Source organism: Priestia sp. P5_B4, from assembly GCF_056400385.1.
The window spans coordinates 25,030-46,504 of record NZ_JBFULJ010000005.1; the positions used below are offsets into that span (position 1 = coordinate 25,030).

Sequence of the window (21,475 nt, forward strand, 5' to 3'; positions counted from 1 at the left end):
TTTTCTCCTCCTATTTACTTGTTAAATGGACGTAGCCAGGACGGTTCCATTTACGCTGAACCTCGACCCCATTTTGAGGATGACGTTTTTTGTTACGCGGATTTGTAGACGGTAAAGGCGTTTCTCCACCTTTACTTAATACTTCCATCCGTACTTTTGTTTGTTTGTAAGCCGGCGTATTTGTTCGTTGGTCGACTGCAGGTCCGGTCAAGAAGTTAATAGCCGAATCTTTATGAACAGAGTGCATTGGAAGATACAGCTCATTTGCTTTTACTCGCTCTGTAATTAATGCCTGTACTTTTACTGCTCCAAATGGTGAGATTAATCTGACAAGCGAACCTTCTTCAATTTCACGCTCCTTGGCAAGCTGAGGTGAAATTTCTACAAATACTTCCGGTACTTTTGATTGGATGCCGCTCGATTTATTGGTCATATTCCCTTCATGAAAATGTTCTAACATTCTTCCATTATTAATGTGTAGATCATATTCTTCTGGGAATTCGGCAGGAAGTACCCAATGTGATAAAGCAAAGCGCGCTTTTTTATCTGGGAAATTAAACCCATCGACGTAAAGTAACGGCGTGCTTTTTCCCTCTAAGCTCCCCCATAAGAAGCTATTCCAGCCTTCAAGGTTTTCGTAGCTGGCTTGGCTGAATAAAGGTGATAGACTAGCCATTTCTGCAAAGATATCACCAGGATGTGTATACGTCCAGTTCGCACCTAAGCGGTTGGCAATCTCTTGAACAATCCACCAATCCGGCTTTGAATCCCCGAGCGTTGGTAATGCTTGATACAATCTTTGGACACGTCGCTCCGTATTGGTAAATGTTCCGTCTTTTTCAAGAGAAGGAACAGCAGGAAGTACAACATCAGCATATTGAGCCGTTCTCGAAAGGAAAATGTCTTGGACGACAAAAAAATCTAAATTTGATAATATTTCGTGTACATGGTTAGCATTTGAATCAACAAGAGCCATATCTTCTCCGACAAGGTACATGGCCTTCATTTTTCCTTCATCAATTGAATGCAGCATTTGAATATTATCAAGCCCTGGCTTATCTTTAATTTTTACACCGTATGCTTTTTCAAATTTCGCTCGGGCGACTGAGTCTGTGACGTGCTGATAGCCTGGAAGCCAAGCAGGAAGAGTTCCCATATCACATGCTCCTTGGACGTTATTGTGGCCTCGGAGCGGATAAGCGCCTGCTCCAGGGCGTCGATAGTTTCCAGTAGCAAGCAACAGGTTTGAGATAGCCGCTGATGTATCAGAGCCTCCCGTATTTTGCGTTACGCCCATGCCCCACAGCACACAGGTTCCATCGGCGTCTCGAATCATTTCAGCTATTTGAATGAGCGTTGCTGCTGGAATACCCGTAATTTGTTTAGCATATTCAAGCGTGTACTTTTCAAGCAAAGAGTGAAAGTCTTCAAAATAGTTGACGTTTTCTTGGATGAATTTTTCATTGTGCCATCCTTGGTCAATCATGTATTTTGTTACAGCCATTAGCCATACTTGGTCCGTACCTTGTTTTGGACTGATGAAAATGTCAGAGCGTTCAGCCATTTCGTTTTTGCGCAAATCTGCGACGATTAGTTTTTGGTCATGAAGCTTGTGCGCGCGTTTGATGCGAGTTGCTAATACAGGATGACCTTCAGCAGGGTTAGCTCCAACGATGATAACCAGTCCAGCTTTTGCGATGTCTTTTATCGTGCCGGCATCGCCTCCCATTCCCACTGTTCGAAATAATCCATCAGTTGCAGGAGACTGACAGTAGCGAGAGCAGTTGTCTACGTCATTTGTTTCAAACATTTGGCGAGCCAGCTTTTGAATAACATAGTTTTCTTCGTTTGTAATCTTAGAAGAAGAAATAAAACCAACTGATCCATGTCCATACTGCTGATTAATAGAGCTTAACCTGCTTGCTACTAAGTCGAGGGCTTCTTCCCATGACGACTCTACAAATGCACCATTTTTTCGGATTAAAGGCTTAGTAATACGTTTTTCAGAGTTTACAAAATCCCAGCCGAATTTTCCTTTCACACAGGTTGAAATGGCATTTGCGGGAGCATCAGAGCTAGGCTGAACTTTAAGGATTTCACGGCCTTTTGTCCATACTTCAAATGAACATCCAACTCCGCAAAATGTACAGACAGTTTTTGTTTTTTTCGTGCGTGTTTCGCGCATAGCGGCTTCCACTTCTGAAACAGCAAAAATTCCGCTGTATCCAGGTTCTACTTCTTTAACTAAATCAATCATTGGATTTAAAACGTCTTTTGGAAGCCCAGTCATAAATCCAGCTTCTCCAAGCATGGATTTTTCCATCAAGGCATTACACGGGCATACGGTTACACATTGACCGCAGCTCACACAAGAAGATTCATTGATTGCTACACCGTCATCCCAGAGAACGCGGGGGCGTTTCGCTTCCCAGTCGATAGAGAGTGTTTCATTAACTTGAAGATTTTGACAAACCTCTACGCATTGGCCACAAGCGATGCATTGATTAGGGTCATAACGGTAGAACGGATGAGACATATCGACTTCATTCTCTGAGGCCTTTGGCGTATAGGGGTATTTTTGATGTTCAATCTCCATCATTTCGGCTGTGTTATGTAATTTACAGTTTCCGTTGTTATTGTCGCAAACGGTGCAGTATAGCAAATGATTTTCTAATAAACGATCCATTGCTTCCGTCTGTGCCGCTTTTGCGGGTGCTGATTGTAATTCAATCTTCATGCCGTTTTCAGCTTTTGTAGAACAAGAACGAACTAACTCGCCATTCATTTCAACGATACATGTGTCACAAGTTTGAATAGGATCCACTTCAGGAACATAACAAATCTGAGGGTGCTCAATGCTTTGCTGATTAATAATTTCGAGTATGGTAGAGCCTGAAGCTGCCTTGTATTCGTTACCATTTATATGAACAGTGATGATTTCACGACTCATTTGTYTTCCTCCTTTATATAAAAACAAAAAACCACCATGAATACACACGCCTAATTAAATAAGGGAAGTGCAATCATGGTGGAATAGTTTACTAGCAGGTCTTACTAATATGCCAATCCAGCCCATTTATATCGTTAAGAAAAAGTGATAGAGTAATAACAATTCATTATTATTATTCCATCTCGGTTATTTATAATTATATCGCTACGTTTTTAAATGCACAACTTTTTTAAATACCCAACTCTCTTCAAAAGTTTTGCTGCAAAGATTTTGGGCTTTTATTTTTTGAAGTGTTGATTTATGATAAAAAAACTGTAGGAATAAAATGCACAATTTAATTTTAATCGGTGGGAGAGCGTTGATTATGTCAAAAACTATTCATGAATTTAATGATATTATTCGGAAGCTTCGAAAAGATTTATTTGGAAAAGGACCGGAAAGAATACATACGGTTTTTGTTGAAAATATGGCTGTCTCAACACTGTATGGAAATTTAACTCCGACAGAAACATTTATTGCAAGCACTGCTGAAGGATGTGACATGGTTCATCTAGCTCGAACAAAAATGATCCAAGATGTATATGCATCGAATCCGCCGGAAGGGTTAGAAGAATTGGTAGGAGCAAAGTTGGTTAATTTATTTTCAGATATGAAAATAAAAGAAAATATAGCGGTTTCCGTATTCGTTTTTGATAAAAACATTATTTAAAAAAGGAGACATCACATGAACTCGACCGTTAAGAAGCGTACAGTTCTTAGATTTAAAAATGGTCAAATGAAAAGCGTGGAAGATAAAATTGTAACGGAGTTTCCTGTGACTGTGAAAATTAATGAAGAAGAGTTTGTCACGATGGTATGTAGCCCACAATACATTGAAGATATGGTAATTGGCTATTTAGCATCTGAAGGGGTTATCCGAGCATACACAGACATTAAAAACATATGGGTTCAAGAAAAAGAAGGGTATGTTCATGTTACAATAGATAAATTAAACCCGTATTTTCGAAACCTTCAAAATAAACGATATATCACGTCTTGCTGCGGGGCGAGCAGACAAGGGTTTGTCTTTATAAATGATGCACTGACTGCTAAAAAAATGAACGATATATCGGTAGAACTTTCAATTAAGGATTGTTTTCAATTGATGAATAAGCTGCAGCAATCTGCTGCTACGTTTCAAGAAACGGGTGGCGTTCATAACGCTGCTATTTGTGATAAAAATGGCTTTATGCTTAGCAGAATGGACATTGGTAGGCATAATGCTCTAGATAAACTATACGGGTATTGCTTAAAACACCATATTTCAATTAGAGATAAAGTAGTCGTTTTCAGCGGCCGTATTTCTTCAGAAATTTTGTTGAAAGTAGCGAAGATCGGGTGTGAAGTGGTTCTTTCAAAATCCGCCCCGACTGAACTTGCTTTAAATCTAGCAGAAGAATTGGGAATTACAACGGTAGGGTTTATTCGAAATGATTCGTTGAATATTTATACATGCCCGGAAAGAATTTTAAGAGAGAGTTAATCTGCTGTGGAGAAGCTGACAGCTAGAGAGAGGAGAGATGAGGCAGATGTCATACGCTATAGTTGATACTTTAAAGCGTCCTTTACGAGACTTGCGTTTGTCAGTAACAGATCGCTGTAACTTTCGCTGTCGATATTGTATGCCTGAAGAAATTTTTGGGGCAGACTATCCATTTTTACCTGCCGAAAACATTCTTTCGTTTGATGAATTAGAGAGACTCACTAGATTATTCGCATCGCTAGGAGTAAAAAAAGTGCGTATAACGGGAGGAGAGCCGCTGCTAAGAAAAGGCTTGCCAGATCTAATCAATCGTCTGAAGCAAATTGAGGGTATAGATGATATTGCCATAACAACAAACGGCTCACTGTTAAAGAAGCATGCAGAAGCCTTATCAAAAGCGGGATTATCAAGAGTAACTGTTAGCTTAGACTCGCTTGATGAAGTGAGATTTCAAGAGTTGAATGGAAACCGAGGAAGCGTAAAACGAGTATTAGAAGGAATAGAAGCAGCAGCTCTTGCGGGGATTTCAGTCAAAATAAACATGGTTGTCCAAAAAGGCAAGAATGAGCAGGATATTCTTCCGATGGCCCACTATTTTAAAGACAAAAAACATACGCTGCGTTTTATTGAATATATGGATGTTGGAAATTCAAACGGATGGAAAATGGATGAGGTTATAACAAAGAAACAAATTCTTGATATAGTTGGACAAGAAATGCCTCTTGAAGAAATTACACCTCATTATACGGGAGAAGTAGCCACCAGGTATCGATACGTCGGGACAGAAGAGGAAATTGGTATCATTTCATCTGTCACAGATTCATTCTGTTCCACTTGTTCACGCGCAAGAGTATCGGCTGAAGGAAAGCTCTATACCTGTTTGTTCGCGTCAAAAGGATATGACCTCCGCACACTGATACGGTCAGAAGCCTCTGATCATACTGTTTGTGACACCATTTCTGATATCTGGAATCATCGGAAAGATCGTTACTCAGACGAACGAGCTAATGGAAGACAGGTCCAAGGCGCTGAAAAAGTGGAAATGTCTCATATTGGTGGATAATTCAAAGAAGCTTTATACTTCCCAATCACTGCGATGATTCACATTTATAAAAGTGGGATCTTCCGCTGAAAAAGGCACGCGAAGGACGTTTGTCTGATTCAACAATTGCGTAAGCCTTCTTTCACCTTGTGTAACGAGTTGTTCAATAAGAGGAAGCGTTCTACGGTGATAGAGTGCTAGAAGCGGGTGAATGTGATCAGGCTGAACAGGAAGAACAATGTCAGGTGAGTCCGTTTGGGTCAGTGTGATCATGTGATGAACAAACTCAGCATTAATAAAAGGAATATCGCAAGAAAGAATAAAGAACCATTCAGCGCAGCAATCGATCGCAGTTAAAGCGTGATGAATTGCATACAAAGGACCTTGATACGGGCATTTTTCAACTGCAAATGCAACATCCTTTCTTTGAAAATAAGGGAGTAAATCTTGGTTGGTAGACACAAGTATAGGTGTGACGTGATTTTCTTTTAATGCATCTATACTATATTCGTAAAATGATTTCTTGTTATAGGTTTCAAACATTTTTGGTTTACCGTAGCGAGAAGATTTTCCTCCTGCTAATACAATGCCTGCAATGGACATTTATTAAATACCTCCATCAAAATATATTTGTATATTTATGCAAAAAAGTCTCTGTAAAGCAGCGTAGCTTTATGTGTATAATAGCATGTTTCTAAAGAAATATCTTTGACGAAGGAATAGATAGTGAAGTCAGAGATTGAATGAGAAAGGGAGAGAAAAGAGTGACAGAACGTTATTCACGTCAGCAGCTTTTCCAGCCCATTGGAAACAAAGGGCAGCAGCAAATTAGAAGTAAGCATGTTTTAGTTGTAGGTGCAGGGGCTCTAGGCAGCGCTAGCGCAGAAGCCCTCGTGCGTGCTGGAATTGGAAAATTGACTCTTGTAGATCGTGATTATGTAGAATGGAGTAATCTACAGCGTCAGCAGCTTTATACAGAACAAGATGCGCAAAACAAACTACCTAAAGCTGTAGCAGCAAAAAATCGTTTGCGTCAAATAAACACGGAAGTGAAGATTGAAGCGCTGGTGATGGATGCTCAGCCTGCTAATTTAGAAAGTATCGTCCAAACAGCCGATGTGATCATCGATGCGACAGACAACTTCGACATCCGTTTTATTTTAAATGATTTGTCACATAAGTATGAAGTTCCTTGGATATACGGCTCATGTGTAGGGAGTTATGGCGCCACTTATACTGTTATCCCAAATGTAACCCCTTGTCTGCACTGCATATTGAAAAAAGTGCCTGTCGGAGGAGCAACCTGTGAGACAGCAGGAATTATTAGTCCCGCTGTTCAAATTGTGGCAGCCTATCAAATAACCGAAGCATTAAAAATTTTAGTCGAAGATGTTGAAGCTTTGCGCCACACATTTCTAACCTTTGATGCCTGGAATAATCAGCATGCTGAATTTAAGACGGGCAAAATGAAAAGTGATAAATGTTCTTCTTGCGGATCAACCCAAACTTATCCGTACTTAGCGTATGAAAATCAGCTTAAAACAGACGTTCTGTGCGGCAGAGAGACGGTTCAAATCAGGCCCTCGCAGCGCCATTTGTACAACTTCGATGAATTGGAAAAACGGTTAAAAAAACAGGGGGAAGTGGACCGCAATCCATATCTTCTGTCATGTCAGCTTCCAGAGCAGCGCTTTGTAATTTTTCAAGATGGCCGTGTATTTATTCATGGAACGAATGATATTCAATTTGCGAGAAGCTTATATTATCGTTTACTAGGATGAGTAAAGGAGTGAAAAGAATGAGAGAAAAGCGAACTCCTATCCCTGTCGGAGAATGCGTTGGACGAGTGATGCAGTATGCAAAAAACAGAAAGCAAGAAATCATTGCGCTTGAAGAAGCTCACGGCAGATTTTTAGCTGAAGATTTAATAGCAGATCATGATATTCCTGCTTTTGATCGTTCTCCATATGATGGTTTTGCCGTTCGGTCACAAGATACGAAAGAAGCATCATCACTTCATCCAGTAGAACTGGCTGTTCGAGGAGAAATAGGAGCGGGTTCTGTTTTTGAACATACAGTCAGCGCGATGCAGGCTGTGCGTATTATGACAGGAGCTCCTATTCCTAAAGGCTGCGATGCGGTTGCAATGCTTGAAGTAACAAAAGAATATACGAAAGACAATCAGCCGATCGTTCAAATCAAGCGTTCGTTTAACAGCGGAGATAACATTTCTTTTCAAGGAGAAGAAACAACAAAAGACACTGTGTTAGCTTCAAAAGGAACGTATATCACTCCGGGAGTAGCAGCTCTTTTAGCCACATTTGGCTATAGTGACGTAGCTGTCTTCAAAAAACCTGTAGTTGGATTACTTGCAACTGGAAGTGAACTAGTGGAAGTGAGTGATCCTGTTGAACGGGGCAAAATTCGTAATAGCAATGCTCATATGCTGCGTGCGCAAATTGAAAAAGCTGGAGGCGAAGTGAACTATTTTGGTATTATGCCTGATGATTTAAGTCAGTGCTACAATGCGGTAAAAGCTGCACTATCAGAAGTGGACATGCTGATTACAACGGGCGGCGTTTCAGTAGGAGACTATGATTATCTACCAGATGTTTATAAACAATTACAAGCCGAAGTTCTTTTTAATAAAATAGCAATGAGACCAGGCAGTGTAACAACGGTTGCTCGTATGGAAGAAAAGCTTTTATTTGGCCTCTCGGGAAATCCTACAGCGTGCTATGTCGGTTTTGAACTTCTGGCTCGTCCGGTAATCAGTACATATGCGGGTAAGAGCGCCCCTCATCTTCGGAAAGAAAAAGCTTTGTTAGGAAAAGACTTTTTAAAGCCAAATCCTTTTATGCGATTTGTATCTGGCAGGCTTTCATACAGGGAAGGACAGCTCATTGCTTCTCCATTAAGCTTTACAAAATCTAGTGCTGTTTCTTCTTTAGCTCATGCAGATACATTAATTATATTTCCTGGAGGGACGAGAGGATACAAAGAAGGAATGCTGGTTGACGTCTTATTGCTAGATGACGTGCGGGGAAGTGAATGGCCTTGGTAGCTTGTTGTACCGTTTTACAAGTAGTTGGATTTCAAAACAGCGGAAAAACTACTTTAGTGGAAGAGCTCATTAAAAGAGCGAAACAATTCAATCTATGTGTAGGTTCTATTAAGCATCATGGACACGGCGGACCTCCAGATAGCAGCAGTGAGCTAAAAGACAGTCATCGCCACCAGCAAGCAGGTGCCGATGTGGCAGGTGTAGAGGGAGGTGGAATCCTTCAGCTTACGGCAGCTAGTAAAGACTGGAGCCTAAAAAAGCTGATTGATTTTTATCAATTTTTCTCGCCAGATGTCATTTTTGTTGAAGGATATAAAAAAGAATCCTATCCAAAAGCAGTCTTGATTCGAAGTGAAGAAGATCTTGTTCTGCTTTCCTCTCTAACCAATATTATATGCGTGATCAGTCACGTTCCGCTAAAAAAAGAAGTGCAGCGAGCATATCCAATATTTCACTTACAAGAAGACGAACTTTATCTTAATTTTTTATTGAAAGAAGTGGGGGAAAGAAGATGAACCAGCACTTATTTGAAGTAGTAAATCAGCCAATTGCCGTAGATGAAATAATTAAAAAAGTTTCTAGAAGAGACGCGGGAGCTATTACGACATTTATTGGAACGGTAAGAGAATTTACAAAAGGCAAGAAGACGCTCTCTCTTGAATATCAAGCCTATGTGCCAATGGCAGTGAAAATGCTTAGCCAAATTGGTGACGAAATTCAGGAAAAGTGGCCCGATGCTTTGACAGCTATTACTCACCGAATCGGGAAGCTTGATATAACAGAAGTCGCAGTAGTTATTGCCGTTTCTTCTCCGCATCGCAAAACAGCTTATGAAGCAAACGAGTATGCTATTGAACGTATTAAGCAAATTGTGCCAATTTGGAAAAAGGAATTTTGGGAAGACGGAACAAAATGGATTGGAGATCAGTTAGAAACGAAAGAATATCCTGAAGGAAAGCCAATGAAGGAGATGTAAAAATGATTAACGTCTTATTTTTCGCTGCTATACGTGAAGAGGCTGGAGTGGAACAAGTAACAGTTGATAAGCAAGATATAACAGTGAAGGAATTAAAGGAATATGTGCAAAAAACGTATAAGTTGTCCTCTCTGAAGCAAACGATGACCGCAGTCAACGAAGAGTTTGTAACAGATGAAGAAACCATTGGAACGGGAGATACCGTCGCATTTATTCCGCCCGTTAGTGGAGGATAAAAAAAGGTGCTGAATATACAGCACCTTTTTTTATTATCTAAATTGAGCTACTTTTTCGATTGGTAAACGTACAGACGGGTAACCGCTATTTGCTGCTTTGCCGATTGAAAGTAACATAACCGGCGCATAGCGCTCTTTGTCTAAACCGAATGCCTCGGCAATTTGATCTTTTTCATAACCGCCAATAGCGTTTGTATCATAACCGTGAGCACGTGCAGCAAGCATTAACTGCATAGATACTAAACCGCCGTCAATTAATACTGTTTCTTTATTTAATTCTTCAGAAGCAGCTGCGTAGTGCGCTTTGATTTTAGGAATTTGCATATCTCTAATTTCTTGTGGCATATAGCCTAGTTCAACAGCTTTATCGTAAATTTCATCTAAATTTTCTTCACTTTTTAAATCGCCGAAAATCGCAATAACAGCTGCTGATGTTTCTACTTGTGATTGATTAAATTTAGCAAGCGGAGCTAATGTTGCCTTTCCTTCAGGGCTATCAATTACTAGAAAGCGCCAAGGCTGTGCATTAACAGAAGATGGAGCTAGCGTCGCTTCGGTTAAAATTTCTTTCATTTCTTCACGGCTGATTTTGACAGATGGGTCGTAATAACGAATAGATCTGCGCCCTGTAATAATATCTTGGAAATCATTGTTTAGTGTTTTTGTTTGCGTCATGATGAACTCTCCTTTATGTTAAAAATGTTATGACCGTTCAATGGCCGAAATGTTTACTTTTAAACGCTCAAGCATTTTGGAAAGCAGCAGCTGTTCTTCTTCGCTGAAATCTTTAAATGCTTCATCAATAAAGCGAGCTTTTTCGTTTCGAAATGCACCGATTTTTTCATGTCCGCTTTTCGTAAGCTTTACAAATGTTACGCGGTTGTCATCAGGGTTTTTACGGCGTGATACAACATCTCTTTCTTCGAGCTGCTTTAAATGCCTTGTAATTGCAGCATTGTCAATGTTTACTTGCTGTTGAAGCGCCTTTTGACTCATTTCACCTGTTTCATAAAGCTGATGTAAAATATCAAGACGTGATTGGCTAACACCGGTACAATGCTCAAACTTTTGATTAATTTGTTTATTAACTTCTTGCAGAGCATACAGAACATTTGCTTTTTTAGAACATGAATGTGACAAGAAAGTCGCTCCCTTTTTCTATGATATTTATTGATGAATTAATATTTGATACATCAATGTTTGATACATCAACTAATATAAAATAAATAAAAGTGAAAGTCAAGAAAGTGAACTTTGTTTTTTAAAAATAATAAAAAAAGAGGCTGAGACGTAACGAAATGAATCCCATTCAAAGGTGAACAATCTGGATATGTAATCTGGACTGCTTGCTCGACCGCAGTTGATTTCCGTGCAAGGCTTCGCTTTCCGCGAGCGGCCGCTGAGCCTCCTCGTCGCTTGAGCTCCTGCGGGGTTCTCACCTGTTCCACTGTTCCCGCAAGAGTCTTCGCCTTGCCCTCCAATCAACTGCTRGAAGGAACRAAACAGATAAAWTYTACGTTMACCATAACAAAAAAAACGAACCACTAATCAAACAGTTTGATTAGTGGTTCGTTTTTCAYTTCRGCTAAACTATTTTTGCCTCAGCCTCTTTAAGCTGAATGATTTTTTTTGCTAATTTGTTCATGCGTATAGGAAGATAGAAACGGAATACGCTTGATAATCAAATCGTGAATCCAGAATAATCGCTGAATAAGAGGAGTTGTTTTAGCTGAAACGTATATAATAAAGCATCCGATAGCTCCCGCAATCACCATGCCTCCAAGTACATCTGCTGGATAGTGAACGCCTACGTAAATACGTGAAAGGCCAGAAATGACAGCCCATATAAAAATGATGCTTCTCCATTTGTTTTTTCGTAACCACATGATCCAAGCAGCAGAAAAGACTAAAATCGAATGATCACTCACAAAAGATGAATTAGCCGGGTGCGGAATCAGCTTATGAACGTGATGAGTCACAAACGGACGCGGGTGGTAATACACCAGGTGAATGACCTCATTGATACATAGAGAAAGTACAATTGTAAACAACATGTATAAAGCCGTATAACGGTGATAAATTGTTCTTTCTGTTTTTCCGCTAAACCAAAGCAAAAGCAAACAAGCCATTATAAAATAAGGAACGCTATTCGTGATGATAATCATTACAGAATCCATTGCGCTGGATTCACCAGCAAACGAGTTAATCCATTGAAATACTTCGTAATTGAGGTTCATTTGTTTTCTCCTTATGCAGTACTTTTCACTCTTAGTTTAGATTGACACTCTAAAAAAACGATGAATTTCACATTAAAAATCAATTAAAATCCGAAATTTAAGGGCATTTAATGATATAAAAAGGAGAGGAAGAAACTGCTTTTAGAATAGGAGATGAAACAGTTGAAAAAGGTTTTATTTTTACCTCTTCTAAAAATGCCTTCTGGCCATCATCAAGTGGCAGAGGCGTTAATGGATATATTGGAAAGAAGAACAACAAATATTTGTTATAAAAAAATAGATTTATTAAGCTATACAAACGAACTATTAGAAAAAGTGGTCACAGGCACATATTTGAAATGGATTCGTTATGCTCCAGAAACGTACAATATGGCATACAAACATCTCTTTTATGAACCGCCTGTTCATTCATTCAAATGGTATCATCACGTATTCGCAAAAAAAATGGAGCACTTAGTTAAAGAAGAAAATCCGGATTTAATTATATGCACACATGGTTTTCCTTCTTATTTGCTCAGTCAATTAAAAGCAAAAGGCAAGTGCGATGTACCTATTATAAATGTCTACACGGATTTCTTTATTAATAATTTATGGGGAAAAGAAGAGATTGATTTTCACTTTCTCCCTAGTGAAGAAGTAAAAAAAGGACTTCGTGCTCAAAGTGAAATTCCACTTCAAAATATGATGGTCACAGGAATACCGGTACATGAAGAAATAACAAAAACAAGAACATTTAAGCATCCTGGTAATCGAAATATTTTAATTGCTGGAGGCAGCAGCGGTTTAGGCAATATTATGGATTTCTACAATGATTTAAAAGATGCGAGCCATTTTCATTACTTTGTCTTATGCGGCAAAAATCAAAAGCTATATGAAGAAATCAAGGGATGGGAATTACAGCACGTTACACCGATTCCGTACATTTCATCACGCACAGAAATGAATGAACTGTATGAACAAGTGGATGCTATTGTAACAAAGCCAGGTGGTATCACGGTCAGTGAAGCTCTTCGCAAGAATTTACCGATTTTTGTTCATTCTGCTTTACCAGGTCAAGAAGAAGTGAATTTACGCTATTTAACAGAACGAAACTTAGTTCAAGAACTAAAGGCGGATCAATCGTTAGAAAGTCAGCTGCAGGCAGTGCTGCAGGATGCTGATAAAATGAGCACATTATATAACGCGATTGCTGCTTACCATAAAGAAATCGAAGCACAAACGCCTGAAGAACTTTTAGCAGTAGTCAATTGGATTTTAGGGGAAAAGCAAACGATTGGTCTTCATGCGTAAAACATTCATGTTTACAAACAATAAGGATAAGCTAAAAGACAAGTATGTTGAAAAAGTAGGGTTTAGATAAAAAAACAAACATCTTTTGAAAAAGGTGTTGTTTTTTTATCTAAAGAAGCTATTCTTTCACTTAAGACATGTGGTGAGAGGTGTATAACATGAAAGAGAAAATTTTAATTGTGGAAGATGAAGCGCAAATTGCGAAAGTGTTAAAGATTGAATTGGAATTTGAAGATTATGAAGTAGATGTTGAGTACGACGGGAAAGCGGGGTTAGAGACGGCAACATCCGCTCAATATGACCTCATTTTGCTAGACGTGATGCTTCCAAGTCTGAGTGGTATTGAGGTGTTAAGAAGACTTCGGAAAGCGGAAGTATTTACGCCAGTTATTTTATTAACTGCCAGAAATACGACGCTGGATAAGGTAATGGGCTTAGACCAAGGGGCTAATGATTATGTTACAAAACCGTTTGAAATTGAAGAACTGTTAGCACGGGTTCGCTCTTGTATTCGCTATCGTTCGCTCGTAGAAGCATCAGGAACGAAAGAAGCTGAAGCGGAGCTCTTAACGATAAGTGATTTGACCATTAATCTTGAAACAAGGGAAGTCCTAAGAAACAATGAATCCATTACGTTGACACCGAAAGAGTATGATTTAGTCGTGTATTTGCTTACGAATAAAAATAAAATTGTCACGAGAGAAGGAATTCTCACAAACGTTTGGGGCTATGAATATGAAGGAGAAACGAACGTAATTGATGTGTATATTCGCCACTTAAGAAAAAAAGTAGATGAAGGTTTTTCTACTTCTCTCATTCATACGGTGCGGGGCGTAGGATATATGATGAAAGAGGAGAAACATGAAGATCACGACGAAGATTAATTTACTGACAACAGCATGGCTAGTGGTTATTTTATTAATCATGAACATCGTTGTTTTTTTCTCCTTTACTAAATCTACCGTGAATATGGAACAGGACATTTTATTCGAAAAAGCACGCGAGATTATTCAAAAAGGTCAGCAAGATCATTCCGTGGAGCTCTCGCCGGAGTTACTAAAATTTTATTTGACCAACCATTCATTTATCCGAACAGTCTCAGAAAATTCTACGGTCATTAACCAGGTATCAAATGACCCTCATCTGGTGAAAATTAAGCCCGAATTTTCAAAGAAAAAAAAGGTGAAACTTCGCAAAATCAGAGAAAAGCAAGTATTGGTTATTCGCATGCCTGTCAAAGTCAATAATCAAGTCGTTGAAACGCTTGAGATTGGTGAGCTCCTGACTGGTTTTGAAACCCGTAAAGATATTTTGCTATCAATTTTGATTTTTTGTTCGCTTGTGTCCATTTTACTGTCTCTTTTAGGAGGAAGATGGTTATCACGCGTCATTATGCATCCTATTAAAAATATGGTCACAACGATGAAAGAGATCGAAGAGAGCGGTGTTCCTAAAAAAGTCCTCATTCAAACCGAAACGAGAGATGAACTGCAGGGGATGACCGTTACCTTTAATCATATGATTGACCGCTTGCGAGAAAATATTGAAAAGCAAAATCAGTTTGTTTCCGATGCTTCTCATGAATTAAAAACCCCTCTAACCGTTATTCGCAGTTATTCTAATTTATTAAGAAGAAGAGGGATTAAAAATGAAGAAATTACGCTCGATGCGATCGACACTATCTATGCCGAAGCAACCAAAATGCAAAAAATGATTGAAACGCTGCTTGATCTGGCAAGTGTGGAAAAAGAACAAACGCTTGATCTGAAGCAAACAGATCTTGTTCTTATTTTTGAACAAATCGTTAAGCAGCTGCAGCAGGTATACAAAAGAGAATTAGTTCTTCATTATGATCAAACGCCCATTATGATTGAAGTGGATGAACTAAAAATGAAGCAAGTATTGATTATTTTGCTTGATAATGCAATTAAATACAGTACGGATAAAATTGAAGTGACCGTTGAAAAAAAGCAGGAAGATGTCATTATCAAAGTAAAAGACTATGGAATTGGCATTCCAAAAGAAGATCTTGCACATATTTTTGAACGTTTCTATCGAGTCGATAAAGCCAGAAGCAGAGCTACGGGAGGAACGGGGCTTGGACTGTCGATTRCACAAACTATTGTCCGTCAGCATAAAGGCGAGATTTTTATTAAAAGTGAAGAAGAACAAGGGACGGAAGTTGTGATTCACCTTCCCGTTTCATCTGCAAACTGAGAAAGCCGCCGTTAGGCGGCTTTTGTGTGATTATGATGCTGATTTTTGTTTTCTTACTCTTAATTTTTTTAACTCCGTTTGGAAGAATAGATACAGTGATGCAACTGTAAATACACTAAATCCAATTATTTCAAGTGGTTCTCCACCAGCTTCAAATAGCTTAACCAAACCTTCACCGCATAACTCTCCTCCAATAAAAATAAGGAAAACACCAAGCGCTTTAAAAATAATCCACAGGTTCAGCTTAATAGCTGTTTTGAACAGAATGTATGTAATAACGATGGCCAGCAAAATGCCACTTATACTGCCGAATACAATAGAAGAGGCGTGTTGATTCACTTGTGTCAGATTAAAAATAATTAGTTCTGTTCCTTCACGAAAGACAGATAAAAAGGCTAAAACGATTAATCCCCATTTGGAAGAGCTTCTGGAAATTTTTGATGTAACCGAAGATGTCATTTCTTTGCTCCGATGCAACCACAGAATAAAGTAAGCGATAAGACCTGCAGCTAAAAGCATCATGACTCCTTCAAAAATTTCTTCTGACTTTTCTTCTAACTCTCTCGCCTCATTAAAGCCAATAAAGCCAAATACTAAGCTGAAAATAAGGCCAGCAGCAGCGCCAATGAAGACGGAATACTTTAAGTCTTTTCGGCCAATTTTTGTAACATGAGCTAAAATAATTCCAATAATAAGTGACGCTTCTAAACCTTCACGAAGCGACAAAGCCAAACTCGACCACATAAAAAGCTCCCCTTACTTTAAATGATAGTAATAATTAAATTCTCTCTAATTTTAATGATAATGATTATCGTTGTCAATTTGTTTTTTTGCTCTTTAATAAAAATCTAATATAGGATTTTTCAGACTAAAGTATGAAGGTATTTCATTATAAAGTCGTTCGAAATGCACGAAAAAAGCGAATAAAATAAGAGTATGAACAATCAGTGGAGGTTTTAGTATGAGTTATACTCTTTTTATAAAAGCAAATGACAGATCGGCAAGTGAAGCGGTTAGCATGAAATTATATGATGCATTTTTAAAAAGCTATCAACAATCGCATCAAGATGAAGAAATACTAGAGCTAAATTTGTTTAAAGAAGAACTTCCTTATTTAGATGCCGACATGATAAACGGTCAGTTTAAATTAGCAAGAGGGCTAGAAGTGACGGCAGCGGAAAACAAAGCAGCAGAAACTGCTAATTCCTACTTAGAACAATTTGTGAGAGCAGATAAAATTGTTATTGCCTTTCCGCTTTGGAATTTTACTGTGCCAGCCGTGCTTCATACGTACCTTGATTATTTAAATCAAGCAGGCAAAACGTTTAAGTATACGCCCGAAGGTCCGGTGGGATTACTAGGCGATAAAAAAGTGATGTTATTAAACGCGCGAGGCGGAGTGTATTCAGAAGGTCCAGCAGCTGAGGTCGAAATGGCCGTTAAATATGTCAGCAGCGTACTTCAATTCTTTGGAATCACGGATGTGAACTCTGTTATTATTGAGGGACATAATCAGTTTCCAGATCGTGGGCAAGAAATTATTGAAAGTGGTCTAGAACAAGCAGCACAAGCAGCCAAAGCATTTTAAATCATATTCGTAAAAGAAGACGGGACAAAAGTATTTTAGGTGAAGGTATATCCGAACGATGAATCGTTCGGATTTTTTGATGTTATGGTAAGCGTAGGTTTCATGCATGTAGTAGCTTCTAGATGTTGATTGGAGGGCAAGGCGAAGACTCCTGCCGGAAAAGCGGAACAGGTGAGACACCGCAGGAGCGCAAGTGAAGAGGAGGCTCAGCGGTCGCCCTCGGAAAGCAACAGCGGTGTCACAAGCGGTCCATACCAGCGCCTTTATCCCAATTGTCCTTATTTAGATTAAATTGATTTATTATGTGTCCATCTTCTCTTTATATTTTTACTGTATATCCTAAAAAATAATAGGTAAAATGAATAAAAAATATAAAAGATATTCGCCTTATCTATAGGAGGAGCAGAGATGGATATTCGTCAGCTTAATTATTTTTTAGAAGTCGCTAAATTAAGGAGCTTTACTAAAGCATCTCAAAGTCTCCATATTTCACAGCCGACCTTGAGCAAAATGGTGAAAAACTTAGAAGAAGAATTGGAAGTAGAATTAATTGATCGGTCCGCACGACAGATTGATTTAACGGATGCCGGGGAAGTGGTGTATGCGCAAGGACAAAAAGTCATGGCATCCATTGATGAGCTATCGACTTATTTATATGATGTGATGAATCTGAAGAAAGGGATGATTAAAATTGGAATTCCTCCATTGATTGGAGTTCTGTTCTTTCCAAAGATTATCAAAGGGTTTCAGCAGCTCTATCCAGATATTACGATTAAACTTATTGAATACGGAGCCAATCGTGTTCAAAAAGCAGTAGAAAAAGGAGAGTTAGACTTAGGTGTAGCGGTGCTTCCGGTAAATGAACATCTTTTTGATATTAATCCTTTTATCTCTGAAAAAATGCTTTTATATGTTCACCGTTCCCATCTTTTAGCCTCTAAAACTCATGTGGAAATTAATGAATTGGCCCAAGAGAAATTTATTTTATTTAATGAAGATTTTACGCTTCACGACCGGCTTATTCATGCATGTCAACAAGCAGGATTTGAACCTAACGTAGCTTACGAGAGCTCTCAGTGGGATTTTATTGGTGAAATGATTGCCGAAAACTTAGGAGTATCTATCTTTCCACAGTCCATTGCGGCAAAAGTAGATTCCTCTATTGTAAAAGCAGTTCCTATTACTAACCCTTCTATTTCATGGGATTTAGGATTGATTTTAAAAAAAGATAAATATATTTCATATGCCTCTAAGCAATTTCTTCACTATATGAATGAACAGCATTCTGCTTTATATAGATAAAATGCATATGTTGTATTGAATATATGTATTTTACGAAAGAGAGAACGTGCGTTAAAGTAGATAGTGTAGAAAACATACAAGAAAACAAACATTGATTCCGCGCGGTGTCAGTAAAAAATACGGAGGTTGATTTTACATGGCACAAGATAGTTATCAAAAAGGTTTAGATAAATTAATGGAATATACATTAACGAGTAACGATGATATTTCAACTCATTTAAAAATTACAGAAGACTTAAAAGACCTAGCTCCTGACGTTGGGAAATATATTATTGAATTTGCCTATGGAGACATTTATTCACGACCGGGTCTAACCAATAAGCAACGAGCATTAGTTACCATTTCATCATTAGTCACTCAGGGTACAGAGCCTCAGCTTGAGCTGCATTTAAATACAGGTTTAACAGCTGGACTAGAGCCGAAGGAGATTGTGGAGAGCATTATTCAATTAATCCCATACACAGGCTTCCCTCGCGTGTTAAATGCTTTAAGCGTAGCCAAGAAAGTATTCGCTCAGCGTGACGTGGAAGTAGAGGCAGATGAAAAAGAGCTGGTAGAAAATAAATAATAAGCACAACAAAGACGCTCTAAAAGAGCGTCTTTGTTTATGCGAGCTGCTTTTGTTTGGTTTCTTTTCCTAGAAAAACAACCGAACCAACACCGATTAAAATAGCTCCACAAAAGATTGAGAACGTAACGGTTAAAGACGTACCTTGCGTTGACATATATCCAACTAACAGCGGCCCTAAAATTCCTCCAATTCGTCCAAAAGAAGCAGCCATTCCAGCTCCTGTGCCTCGGATAGATGTCGGATATTGCTCAGGTGTATATGCGTATAAAGCACCCCAAGCACCTAAGTTGAAGAAAGACAACAGCATACCTGCTGTTAGCAGCAGCCAAAGTGACTCCGCATTTCCGAAGATATATGCGCTGGCAGCCGTACCTAACAGATATGTGACCAATACGAATTTTCGGCCCATGCGTTCAATAAACCAAGCAGCCGTATAATAGCCAGGCAGTTGAGCTAATGTCATAATCAATACGTATTCAAAGCTTTTGATCAAGCTAAAACCTTTAATGACCATGACGCTAGGTAGCCATAAAAACATGCCGTAATATGAAAATACAACGCAAAACCACAGAACCCAGAGCATAATGGTAGATTGACGATAAGGCTTAGACCACACGCTTCTTACATTGTCCGCAATCGACGGTTTCTTTTCTTTTGTCGCTTCCACAAACTGAGGAGAATCGGGCAGTTTAATGCGCAAATAAATGGCATAAAACGCTGGAATAGCCGTTAGGATAAGCGCTAGCTGCCACCCGTAAGCTGGGATTACAAAATAAGAAATAAGCGCTGCCAGTAGCCAACCGAACGCCCAAAAACTTTCTAACAGCACGACCACTTTACCGCGTTTTTCCGGCGCCACGGTCTCAGAAACAAGTGTAGAAGCAACAGGCAGCTCTCCTCCTAAACCCATTCCAATTAAAAATCGAAATACTAAAAAAGCAGCAAGGGTAGTAGTAAGAGCCGAAAGGCCGCTTGCCACTGAAAAAAGAACAAGAGTTACAATAAAAACAGTTTTTCGCCCAATTCGATCAGCCAGTAACCCAAACACCAAAGCTCCAACCGCCATTCCGATCGAGTTAACGCTGCCTATCCAACTCATTTCAGTAGGGGAAAGTCCCCATTCAGCGTGAAGAGCTGCAATGATAAAAGACAAAATGCCAACATCCATTGCATCGAAGAGCCACCCGAGCCCTGCGATGCCAAGAAGCTGACGTTCTGATAATTGTTTTGTTTTCATGTCTTCCTCCTAGAAGCAAAGAATTTTGCTTTAAGTTTACACCTGTCTTGACATAATGTCACGTCTATTTTAAAGAAAAAATTCAAACGGAAAAGCTCTATACCTACTAGTATAGAGCTAATTTTATTCTCACATTTYATCGTAAAGCATTTTTCCAGGCCACGTATACGCCATATGACCGCCGTCTACAGTAATGCAATCACCTGTCACATATGAGCTGTCATCAGATGCTAAAAATAATACAGCACCGGCTACTTCTTCCGGTTTTCCTAGACGCCCCATCGGATCGACCCATTCATATGCTTTTCTGAATTTTTTTCCTTCTTCAGCGCCTGATAAATCATCAAGAAGAGGTGTTTCGATTGTTCCAGGAGCAATTGAGTTAACGCGAATACCTTCACGAGCGTAGTCAATTGCCATGGTTCTTGTTAGGTTGGTAATAGCACCTTTCGCCGCGTTATAGCCAGAACGATCTAAGTCTGCTGCCAGTCCGGACACAGATGAATTATTAATAATCGATCCGCCATTTTCTAACATCAGCGGAATAACGTATTTGCTTACAAGAAACGTTCCGCGTAAATCTACCGACATTAAGCGATCCCAAAGTTCTACTGGATATTCGTGAAGCTTGCCGCCTTCTGTGTCTGTACCGGCATTATTAAAAAGAATGTCTACTTTACCAAATTTCTTTTCAATTTCTGCTGTGAATTCTTTTACTTTTTCTTCTTCAGCTACATCGATATAGTAGGCGTAGGCTTCACCGCCAGCATCTTTAATTTCTTGTGCTACTTTTTTCACACCGTCTAAATTAATATCGGCACAAATAACAACCGCGCCTTCTTTCGCGAAGCGCTCAGCGGTTGCTTTTCCTATGCCAGAGCTTGACCCTGTAATAACAGCAATTTTTGATTCTAAACGTCCCAATTGTATCCCTCCGAAAAAATAAATATATAAGTATGTATGTTCATGTACCCATCTATTATTTTGATAAAACGTCGCTAGTTTATACGTATGTGAATAAGAATAAAGAGGGGCAGCGAAAATAAATCCATTGTATAATGAACAGCAGTATGTTAGAAAAAATGAGGTGTTTGCATGAAAGCAATCATAAAAATTTTTATTAATGGGCTCTTAACGACTGTTCCTATTATCCTCGTTATTTATATTTTGGTAAGAGTGTTTAATTTTTTAGACAGCATTTTAGGAAACGTATTGAAGCCCTACATGAAGCAGGATTATATAC

At 39.0% G+C, this 21,475-nt stretch carries 23 protein-coding genes and 1 pseudogene; 15 read left to right on the forward strand and 9 right to left on the reverse strand.

What is annotated here, in order from left to right; translation table 11 throughout:
* Positions 1–10: 10 nt before the first annotated feature.
* Positions 11–2,950, reverse strand: a complete 2,940-nt coding sequence (gene fdhF, locus AC1DRF_RS01490) for a formate dehydrogenase subunit alpha (protein WP_427076605.1) — start codon at positions 2,948–2,950, stop codon at positions 11–13.
* A gap of 364 nt (positions 2,951–3,314) precedes the next feature.
* On the opposite strand from fdhF, the gene AC1DRF_RS01495 reads away from it, so the two are divergent.
* The 3 genes from AC1DRF_RS01495 to moaA are packed head-to-tail and all read left to right on the forward strand — an operon-like array spanning position 3,315 to position 5,535.
* Entirely contained in the window at positions 3,315–3,659 is a 345-nt protein-coding gene (locus tag AC1DRF_RS01495) for a Na-translocating system protein MpsC family protein (protein ID WP_013085380.1), read from the forward strand.
* Positions 3,660–3,674: 15 nt separating this feature from the next.
* Positions 3,675–4,472 (forward strand): formate dehydrogenase accessory sulfurtransferase FdhD, encoded by a 798-nt coding sequence (gene fdhD / locus AC1DRF_RS01500; RefSeq protein WP_477740261.1) that lies wholly within the window; start codon positions 3,675–3,677, stop codon positions 4,470–4,472.
* Positions 4,473–4,518: 46 nt separating this feature from the next.
* Positions 4,519–5,535, forward strand: a complete 1,017-nt coding sequence (gene moaA, locus AC1DRF_RS01505; protein WP_013085378.1) for a GTP 3',8-cyclase MoaA — start codon at positions 4,519–4,521, stop codon at positions 5,533–5,535.
* Between the two features lie 12 nt (positions 5,536–5,547).
* Here moaA and mobA read toward each other — a convergent pair whose 3' ends face one another.
* Positions 5,548–6,117, reverse strand: coding sequence for a molybdenum cofactor guanylyltransferase (gene mobA / locus AC1DRF_RS01510; protein ID WP_098333930.1), 570 nt, complete (start codon positions 6,115–6,117; stop codon positions 5,548–5,550).
* A gap of 161 nt (positions 6,118–6,278) precedes the next feature.
* Between mobA and AC1DRF_RS01515 the strand changes: the two genes are divergently transcribed.
* From AC1DRF_RS01515 to moaD, 5 genes are read left to right on the forward strand one after another with little or no spacing between them, the layout of a single operon-like run.
* On the forward strand, positions 6,279–7,295 hold the full coding sequence (locus tag AC1DRF_RS01515) for a molybdopterin-synthase adenylyltransferase MoeB (RefSeq protein WP_477740262.1): 1,017 nt from the start codon (positions 6,279–6,281) through the stop codon (positions 7,293–7,295).
* A gap of 17 nt (positions 7,296–7,312) precedes the next feature.
* Positions 7,313–8,578, forward strand: a complete 1,266-nt coding sequence (locus AC1DRF_RS01520; RefSeq protein WP_098967039.1) for a molybdopterin molybdotransferase MoeA — start codon at positions 7,313–7,315, stop codon at positions 8,576–8,578.
* A complete protein-coding gene (mobB, locus tag AC1DRF_RS01525; protein WP_477740263.1) occupies positions 8,566–9,093 on the forward strand; it encodes a molybdopterin-guanine dinucleotide biosynthesis protein B in 528 nt (175 codons plus the stop codon). The genes AC1DRF_RS01520 and mobB overlap by 13 nt, the downstream gene beginning before the upstream one ends.
* Complete coding sequence (locus AC1DRF_RS01530) at positions 9,090–9,554, forward strand: molybdenum cofactor biosynthesis protein MoaE (RefSeq protein ID WP_013059682.1); 465 nt, start codon at positions 9,090–9,092, stop codon at positions 9,552–9,554. The genes mobB and AC1DRF_RS01530 overlap by 4 nt, the downstream gene beginning before the upstream one ends.
* Positions 9,555–9,556: 2 nt before the next feature.
* Entirely contained in the window at positions 9,557–9,790 is a 234-nt protein-coding gene (gene moaD / locus AC1DRF_RS01535) for a molybdopterin converting factor subunit 1 (RefSeq protein ID WP_013085372.1), read from the forward strand.
* A 33-nt stretch (positions 9,791–9,823) separates the two neighbouring features.
* On the opposite strand, the gene AC1DRF_RS01540 is transcribed toward moaD, so the two are convergent.
* The 4 genes from AC1DRF_RS01540 to AC1DRF_RS01555 form a co-directional block, all read right to left on the reverse strand.
* On the reverse strand, positions 9,824–10,465 hold the full coding sequence (locus tag AC1DRF_RS01540) for a nitroreductase family protein (protein ID WP_013059680.1): 642 nt from the start codon (positions 10,463–10,465) through the stop codon (positions 9,824–9,826).
* 27 nt (positions 10,466–10,492) lie between these two features.
* Complete coding sequence (locus AC1DRF_RS01545; RefSeq protein ID WP_016765850.1) at positions 10,493–10,930, reverse strand: MarR family winged helix-turn-helix transcriptional regulator; 438 nt, start codon at positions 10,928–10,930, stop codon at positions 10,493–10,495.
* Between the two features lie 68 nt (positions 10,931–10,998).
* The gene (locus AC1DRF_RS01550) at positions 10,999–11,238 is read right to left on the reverse strand and encodes a hypothetical protein (protein WP_477740266.1); all 240 of its coding nucleotides are present in this window, start codon (positions 11,236–11,238) and stop codon (positions 10,999–11,001) included.
* 162 nt (positions 11,239–11,400) lie between these two features.
* The gene (locus tag AC1DRF_RS01555) at positions 11,401–12,027 is read right to left on the reverse strand and encodes an undecaprenyl-diphosphatase (protein WP_043977288.1); all 627 of its coding nucleotides are present in this window, start codon (positions 12,025–12,027) and stop codon (positions 11,401–11,403) included.
* Positions 12,028–12,180: 153 nt separating this feature from the next.
* Between AC1DRF_RS01555 and AC1DRF_RS01560 the strand changes: the two genes are divergently transcribed.
* The 3 genes from AC1DRF_RS01560 to AC1DRF_RS01570 all read left to right on the forward strand — a co-directional run bounded on the left by AC1DRF_RS01560 (position 12,181) and on the right by AC1DRF_RS01570 (position 15,534).
* Positions 12,181–13,317 carry an MGDG synthase family glycosyltransferase gene (locus AC1DRF_RS01560; protein ID WP_230586501.1) on the forward strand — a complete coding sequence of 379 codons (1,137 nt, stop codon included), beginning with the start codon at positions 12,181–12,183 and terminating at the stop codon, positions 13,315–13,317.
* A 158-nt stretch (positions 13,318–13,475) separates the two neighbouring features.
* On the forward strand, positions 13,476–14,201 hold the full coding sequence (locus AC1DRF_RS01565) for a response regulator transcription factor (RefSeq protein WP_013059676.1): 726 nt from the start codon (positions 13,476–13,478) through the stop codon (positions 14,199–14,201).
* A complete protein-coding gene (locus tag AC1DRF_RS01570) occupies positions 14,179–15,534 on the forward strand; it encodes a sensor histidine kinase (protein WP_477740264.1) in 1,356 nt (451 codons plus the stop codon). Before AC1DRF_RS01565 ends, AC1DRF_RS01570 begins: the two co-directional genes overlap by 23 nt.
* Before the next feature lie 30 nt (positions 15,535–15,564).
* On the opposite strand, the gene AC1DRF_RS01575 is transcribed toward AC1DRF_RS01570, so the two are convergent.
* Positions 15,565–16,278 carry an FTR1 family iron permease gene (locus AC1DRF_RS01575; protein ID WP_427076601.1) on the reverse strand — a complete coding sequence of 238 codons (714 nt, stop codon included), beginning with the start codon at positions 16,276–16,278 and terminating at the stop codon, positions 15,565–15,567.
* Positions 16,279–16,495: 217 nt separating this feature from the next.
* On the opposite strand from AC1DRF_RS01575, the gene AC1DRF_RS01580 reads away from it, so the two are divergent.
* From AC1DRF_RS01580 to AC1DRF_RS01590, 3 genes are all read left to right on the forward strand, one after another.
* Positions 16,496–17,122: an FMN-dependent NADH-azoreductase gene (locus tag AC1DRF_RS01580; protein ID WP_427076600.1), complete on the forward strand. Its 627-nt coding sequence runs from the start codon at positions 16,496–16,498 to the stop codon at positions 17,120–17,122.
* Positions 17,123–17,530: 408 nt separating this feature from the next.
* Positions 17,531–18,424: a LysR family transcriptional regulator gene (locus tag AC1DRF_RS01585; protein WP_427076599.1), complete on the forward strand. Its 894-nt coding sequence runs from the start codon at positions 17,531–17,533 to the stop codon at positions 18,422–18,424.
* Positions 18,425–18,560: 136 nt separating this feature from the next.
* Positions 18,561–18,992 carry a carboxymuconolactone decarboxylase family protein gene (locus AC1DRF_RS01590; RefSeq protein ID WP_016765843.1) on the forward strand — a complete coding sequence of 144 codons (432 nt, stop codon included), beginning with the start codon at positions 18,561–18,563 and terminating at the stop codon, positions 18,990–18,992.
* 37 nt (positions 18,993–19,029) lie between these two features.
* On the opposite strand, the gene AC1DRF_RS01595 is transcribed toward AC1DRF_RS01590, so the two are convergent.
* Together AC1DRF_RS01595 and AC1DRF_RS01600 are read right to left on the reverse strand one after the other, a co-directional pair.
* Complete coding sequence (locus AC1DRF_RS01595; RefSeq protein ID WP_025752638.1) at positions 19,030–20,232, reverse strand: MFS transporter; 1,203 nt, start codon at positions 20,230–20,232, stop codon at positions 19,030–19,032.
* A gap of 129 nt (positions 20,233–20,361) precedes the next feature.
* On the reverse strand, positions 20,362–21,156 hold the full coding sequence (locus AC1DRF_RS01600) for an SDR family oxidoreductase (protein ID WP_477740265.1): 795 nt from the start codon (positions 21,154–21,156) through the stop codon (positions 20,362–20,364).
* A 171-nt stretch (positions 21,157–21,327) separates the two neighbouring features.
* Here AC1DRF_RS01600 and AC1DRF_RS01605 point away from each other — a divergent pair.
* A pseudogene (locus tag AC1DRF_RS01605) lies at positions 21,328–21,475 on the forward strand (DUF502 domain-containing protein); the annotation flags it as partial.

Excerpts from the sequence above, each read along its gene's own strand:
- AC1DRF_RS01540 (WP_013059680.1), bottom strand. The coding sequence starts at position 10,465 with ATGACGCAAACAAAAACACTAAACAATGATTTCCAAGATATTATTACA.
- AC1DRF_RS01560 (WP_230586501.1), top strand. The coding sequence starts at position 12,181 with ATGAAACAGTTGAAAAAGGTTTTATTTTTACCTCTTCTAAAAATGCCT.
- mobB (WP_477740263.1), top strand. The coding sequence starts at position 8,566 with ATGGCCTTGGTAGCTTGTTGTACCGTTTTACAAGTAGTTGGATTTCAA.
- AC1DRF_RS01555 (WP_043977288.1), bottom strand. The coding sequence starts at position 12,027 with ATGAACCTCAATTACGAAGTATTTCAATGGATTAACTCGTTTGCTGGT.
- AC1DRF_RS01580 (WP_427076600.1), top strand. The coding sequence starts at position 16,496 with ATGAGTTATACTCTTTTTATAAAAGCAAATGACAGATCGGCAAGTGAA.
- mobA (WP_098333930.1), bottom strand. The coding sequence starts at position 6,117 with ATGTCCATTGCAGGCATTGTATTAGCAGGAGGAAAATCTTCTCGCTAC.
- AC1DRF_RS01520 (WP_098967039.1), top strand. The coding sequence starts at position 7,313 with ATGAGAGAAAAGCGAACTCCTATCCCTGTCGGAGAATGCGTTGGACGA.
- AC1DRF_RS01585 (WP_427076599.1), top strand. The coding sequence starts at position 17,531 with ATGGATATTCGTCAGCTTAATTATTTTTTAGAAGTCGCTAAATTAAGG.
- moaD (WP_013085372.1), top strand. The coding sequence starts at position 9,557 with ATGATTAACGTCTTATTTTTCGCTGCTATACGTGAAGAGGCTGGAGTG.
- AC1DRF_RS01530 (WP_013059682.1), top strand. The coding sequence starts at position 9,090 with ATGAACCAGCACTTATTTGAAGTAGTAAATCAGCCAATTGCCGTAGAT.
- AC1DRF_RS01495 (WP_013085380.1), top strand. The coding sequence starts at position 3,315 with ATGTCAAAAACTATTCATGAATTTAATGATATTATTCGGAAGCTTCGA.
- fdhF (WP_427076605.1), bottom strand. The coding sequence starts at position 2,950 with ATGAGTCGTGAAATCATCACTGTTCATATAAATGGTAACGAATACAAG.
- AC1DRF_RS01565 (WP_013059676.1), top strand. The coding sequence starts at position 13,476 with ATGAAAGAGAAAATTTTAATTGTGGAAGATGAAGCGCAAATTGCGAAA.
- fdhD (WP_477740261.1), top strand. The coding sequence starts at position 3,675 with ATGAACTCGACCGTTAAGAAGCGTACAGTTCTTAGATTTAAAAATGGT.
- moaA (WP_013085378.1), top strand. The coding sequence starts at position 4,519 with ATGTCATACGCTATAGTTGATACTTTAAAGCGTCCTTTACGAGACTTG.
- AC1DRF_RS01595 (WP_025752638.1), bottom strand. The coding sequence starts at position 20,232 with ATGAAAACAAAACAATTATCAGAACGTCAGCTTCTTGGCATCGCAGGG.
- AC1DRF_RS01590 (WP_016765843.1), top strand. The coding sequence starts at position 18,561 with ATGGCACAAGATAGTTATCAAAAAGGTTTAGATAAATTAATGGAATAT.
- AC1DRF_RS01575 (WP_427076601.1), bottom strand. The coding sequence starts at position 16,278 with ATGTGGTCGAGTTTGGCTTTGTCGCTTCGTGAAGGTTTAGAAGCGTCA.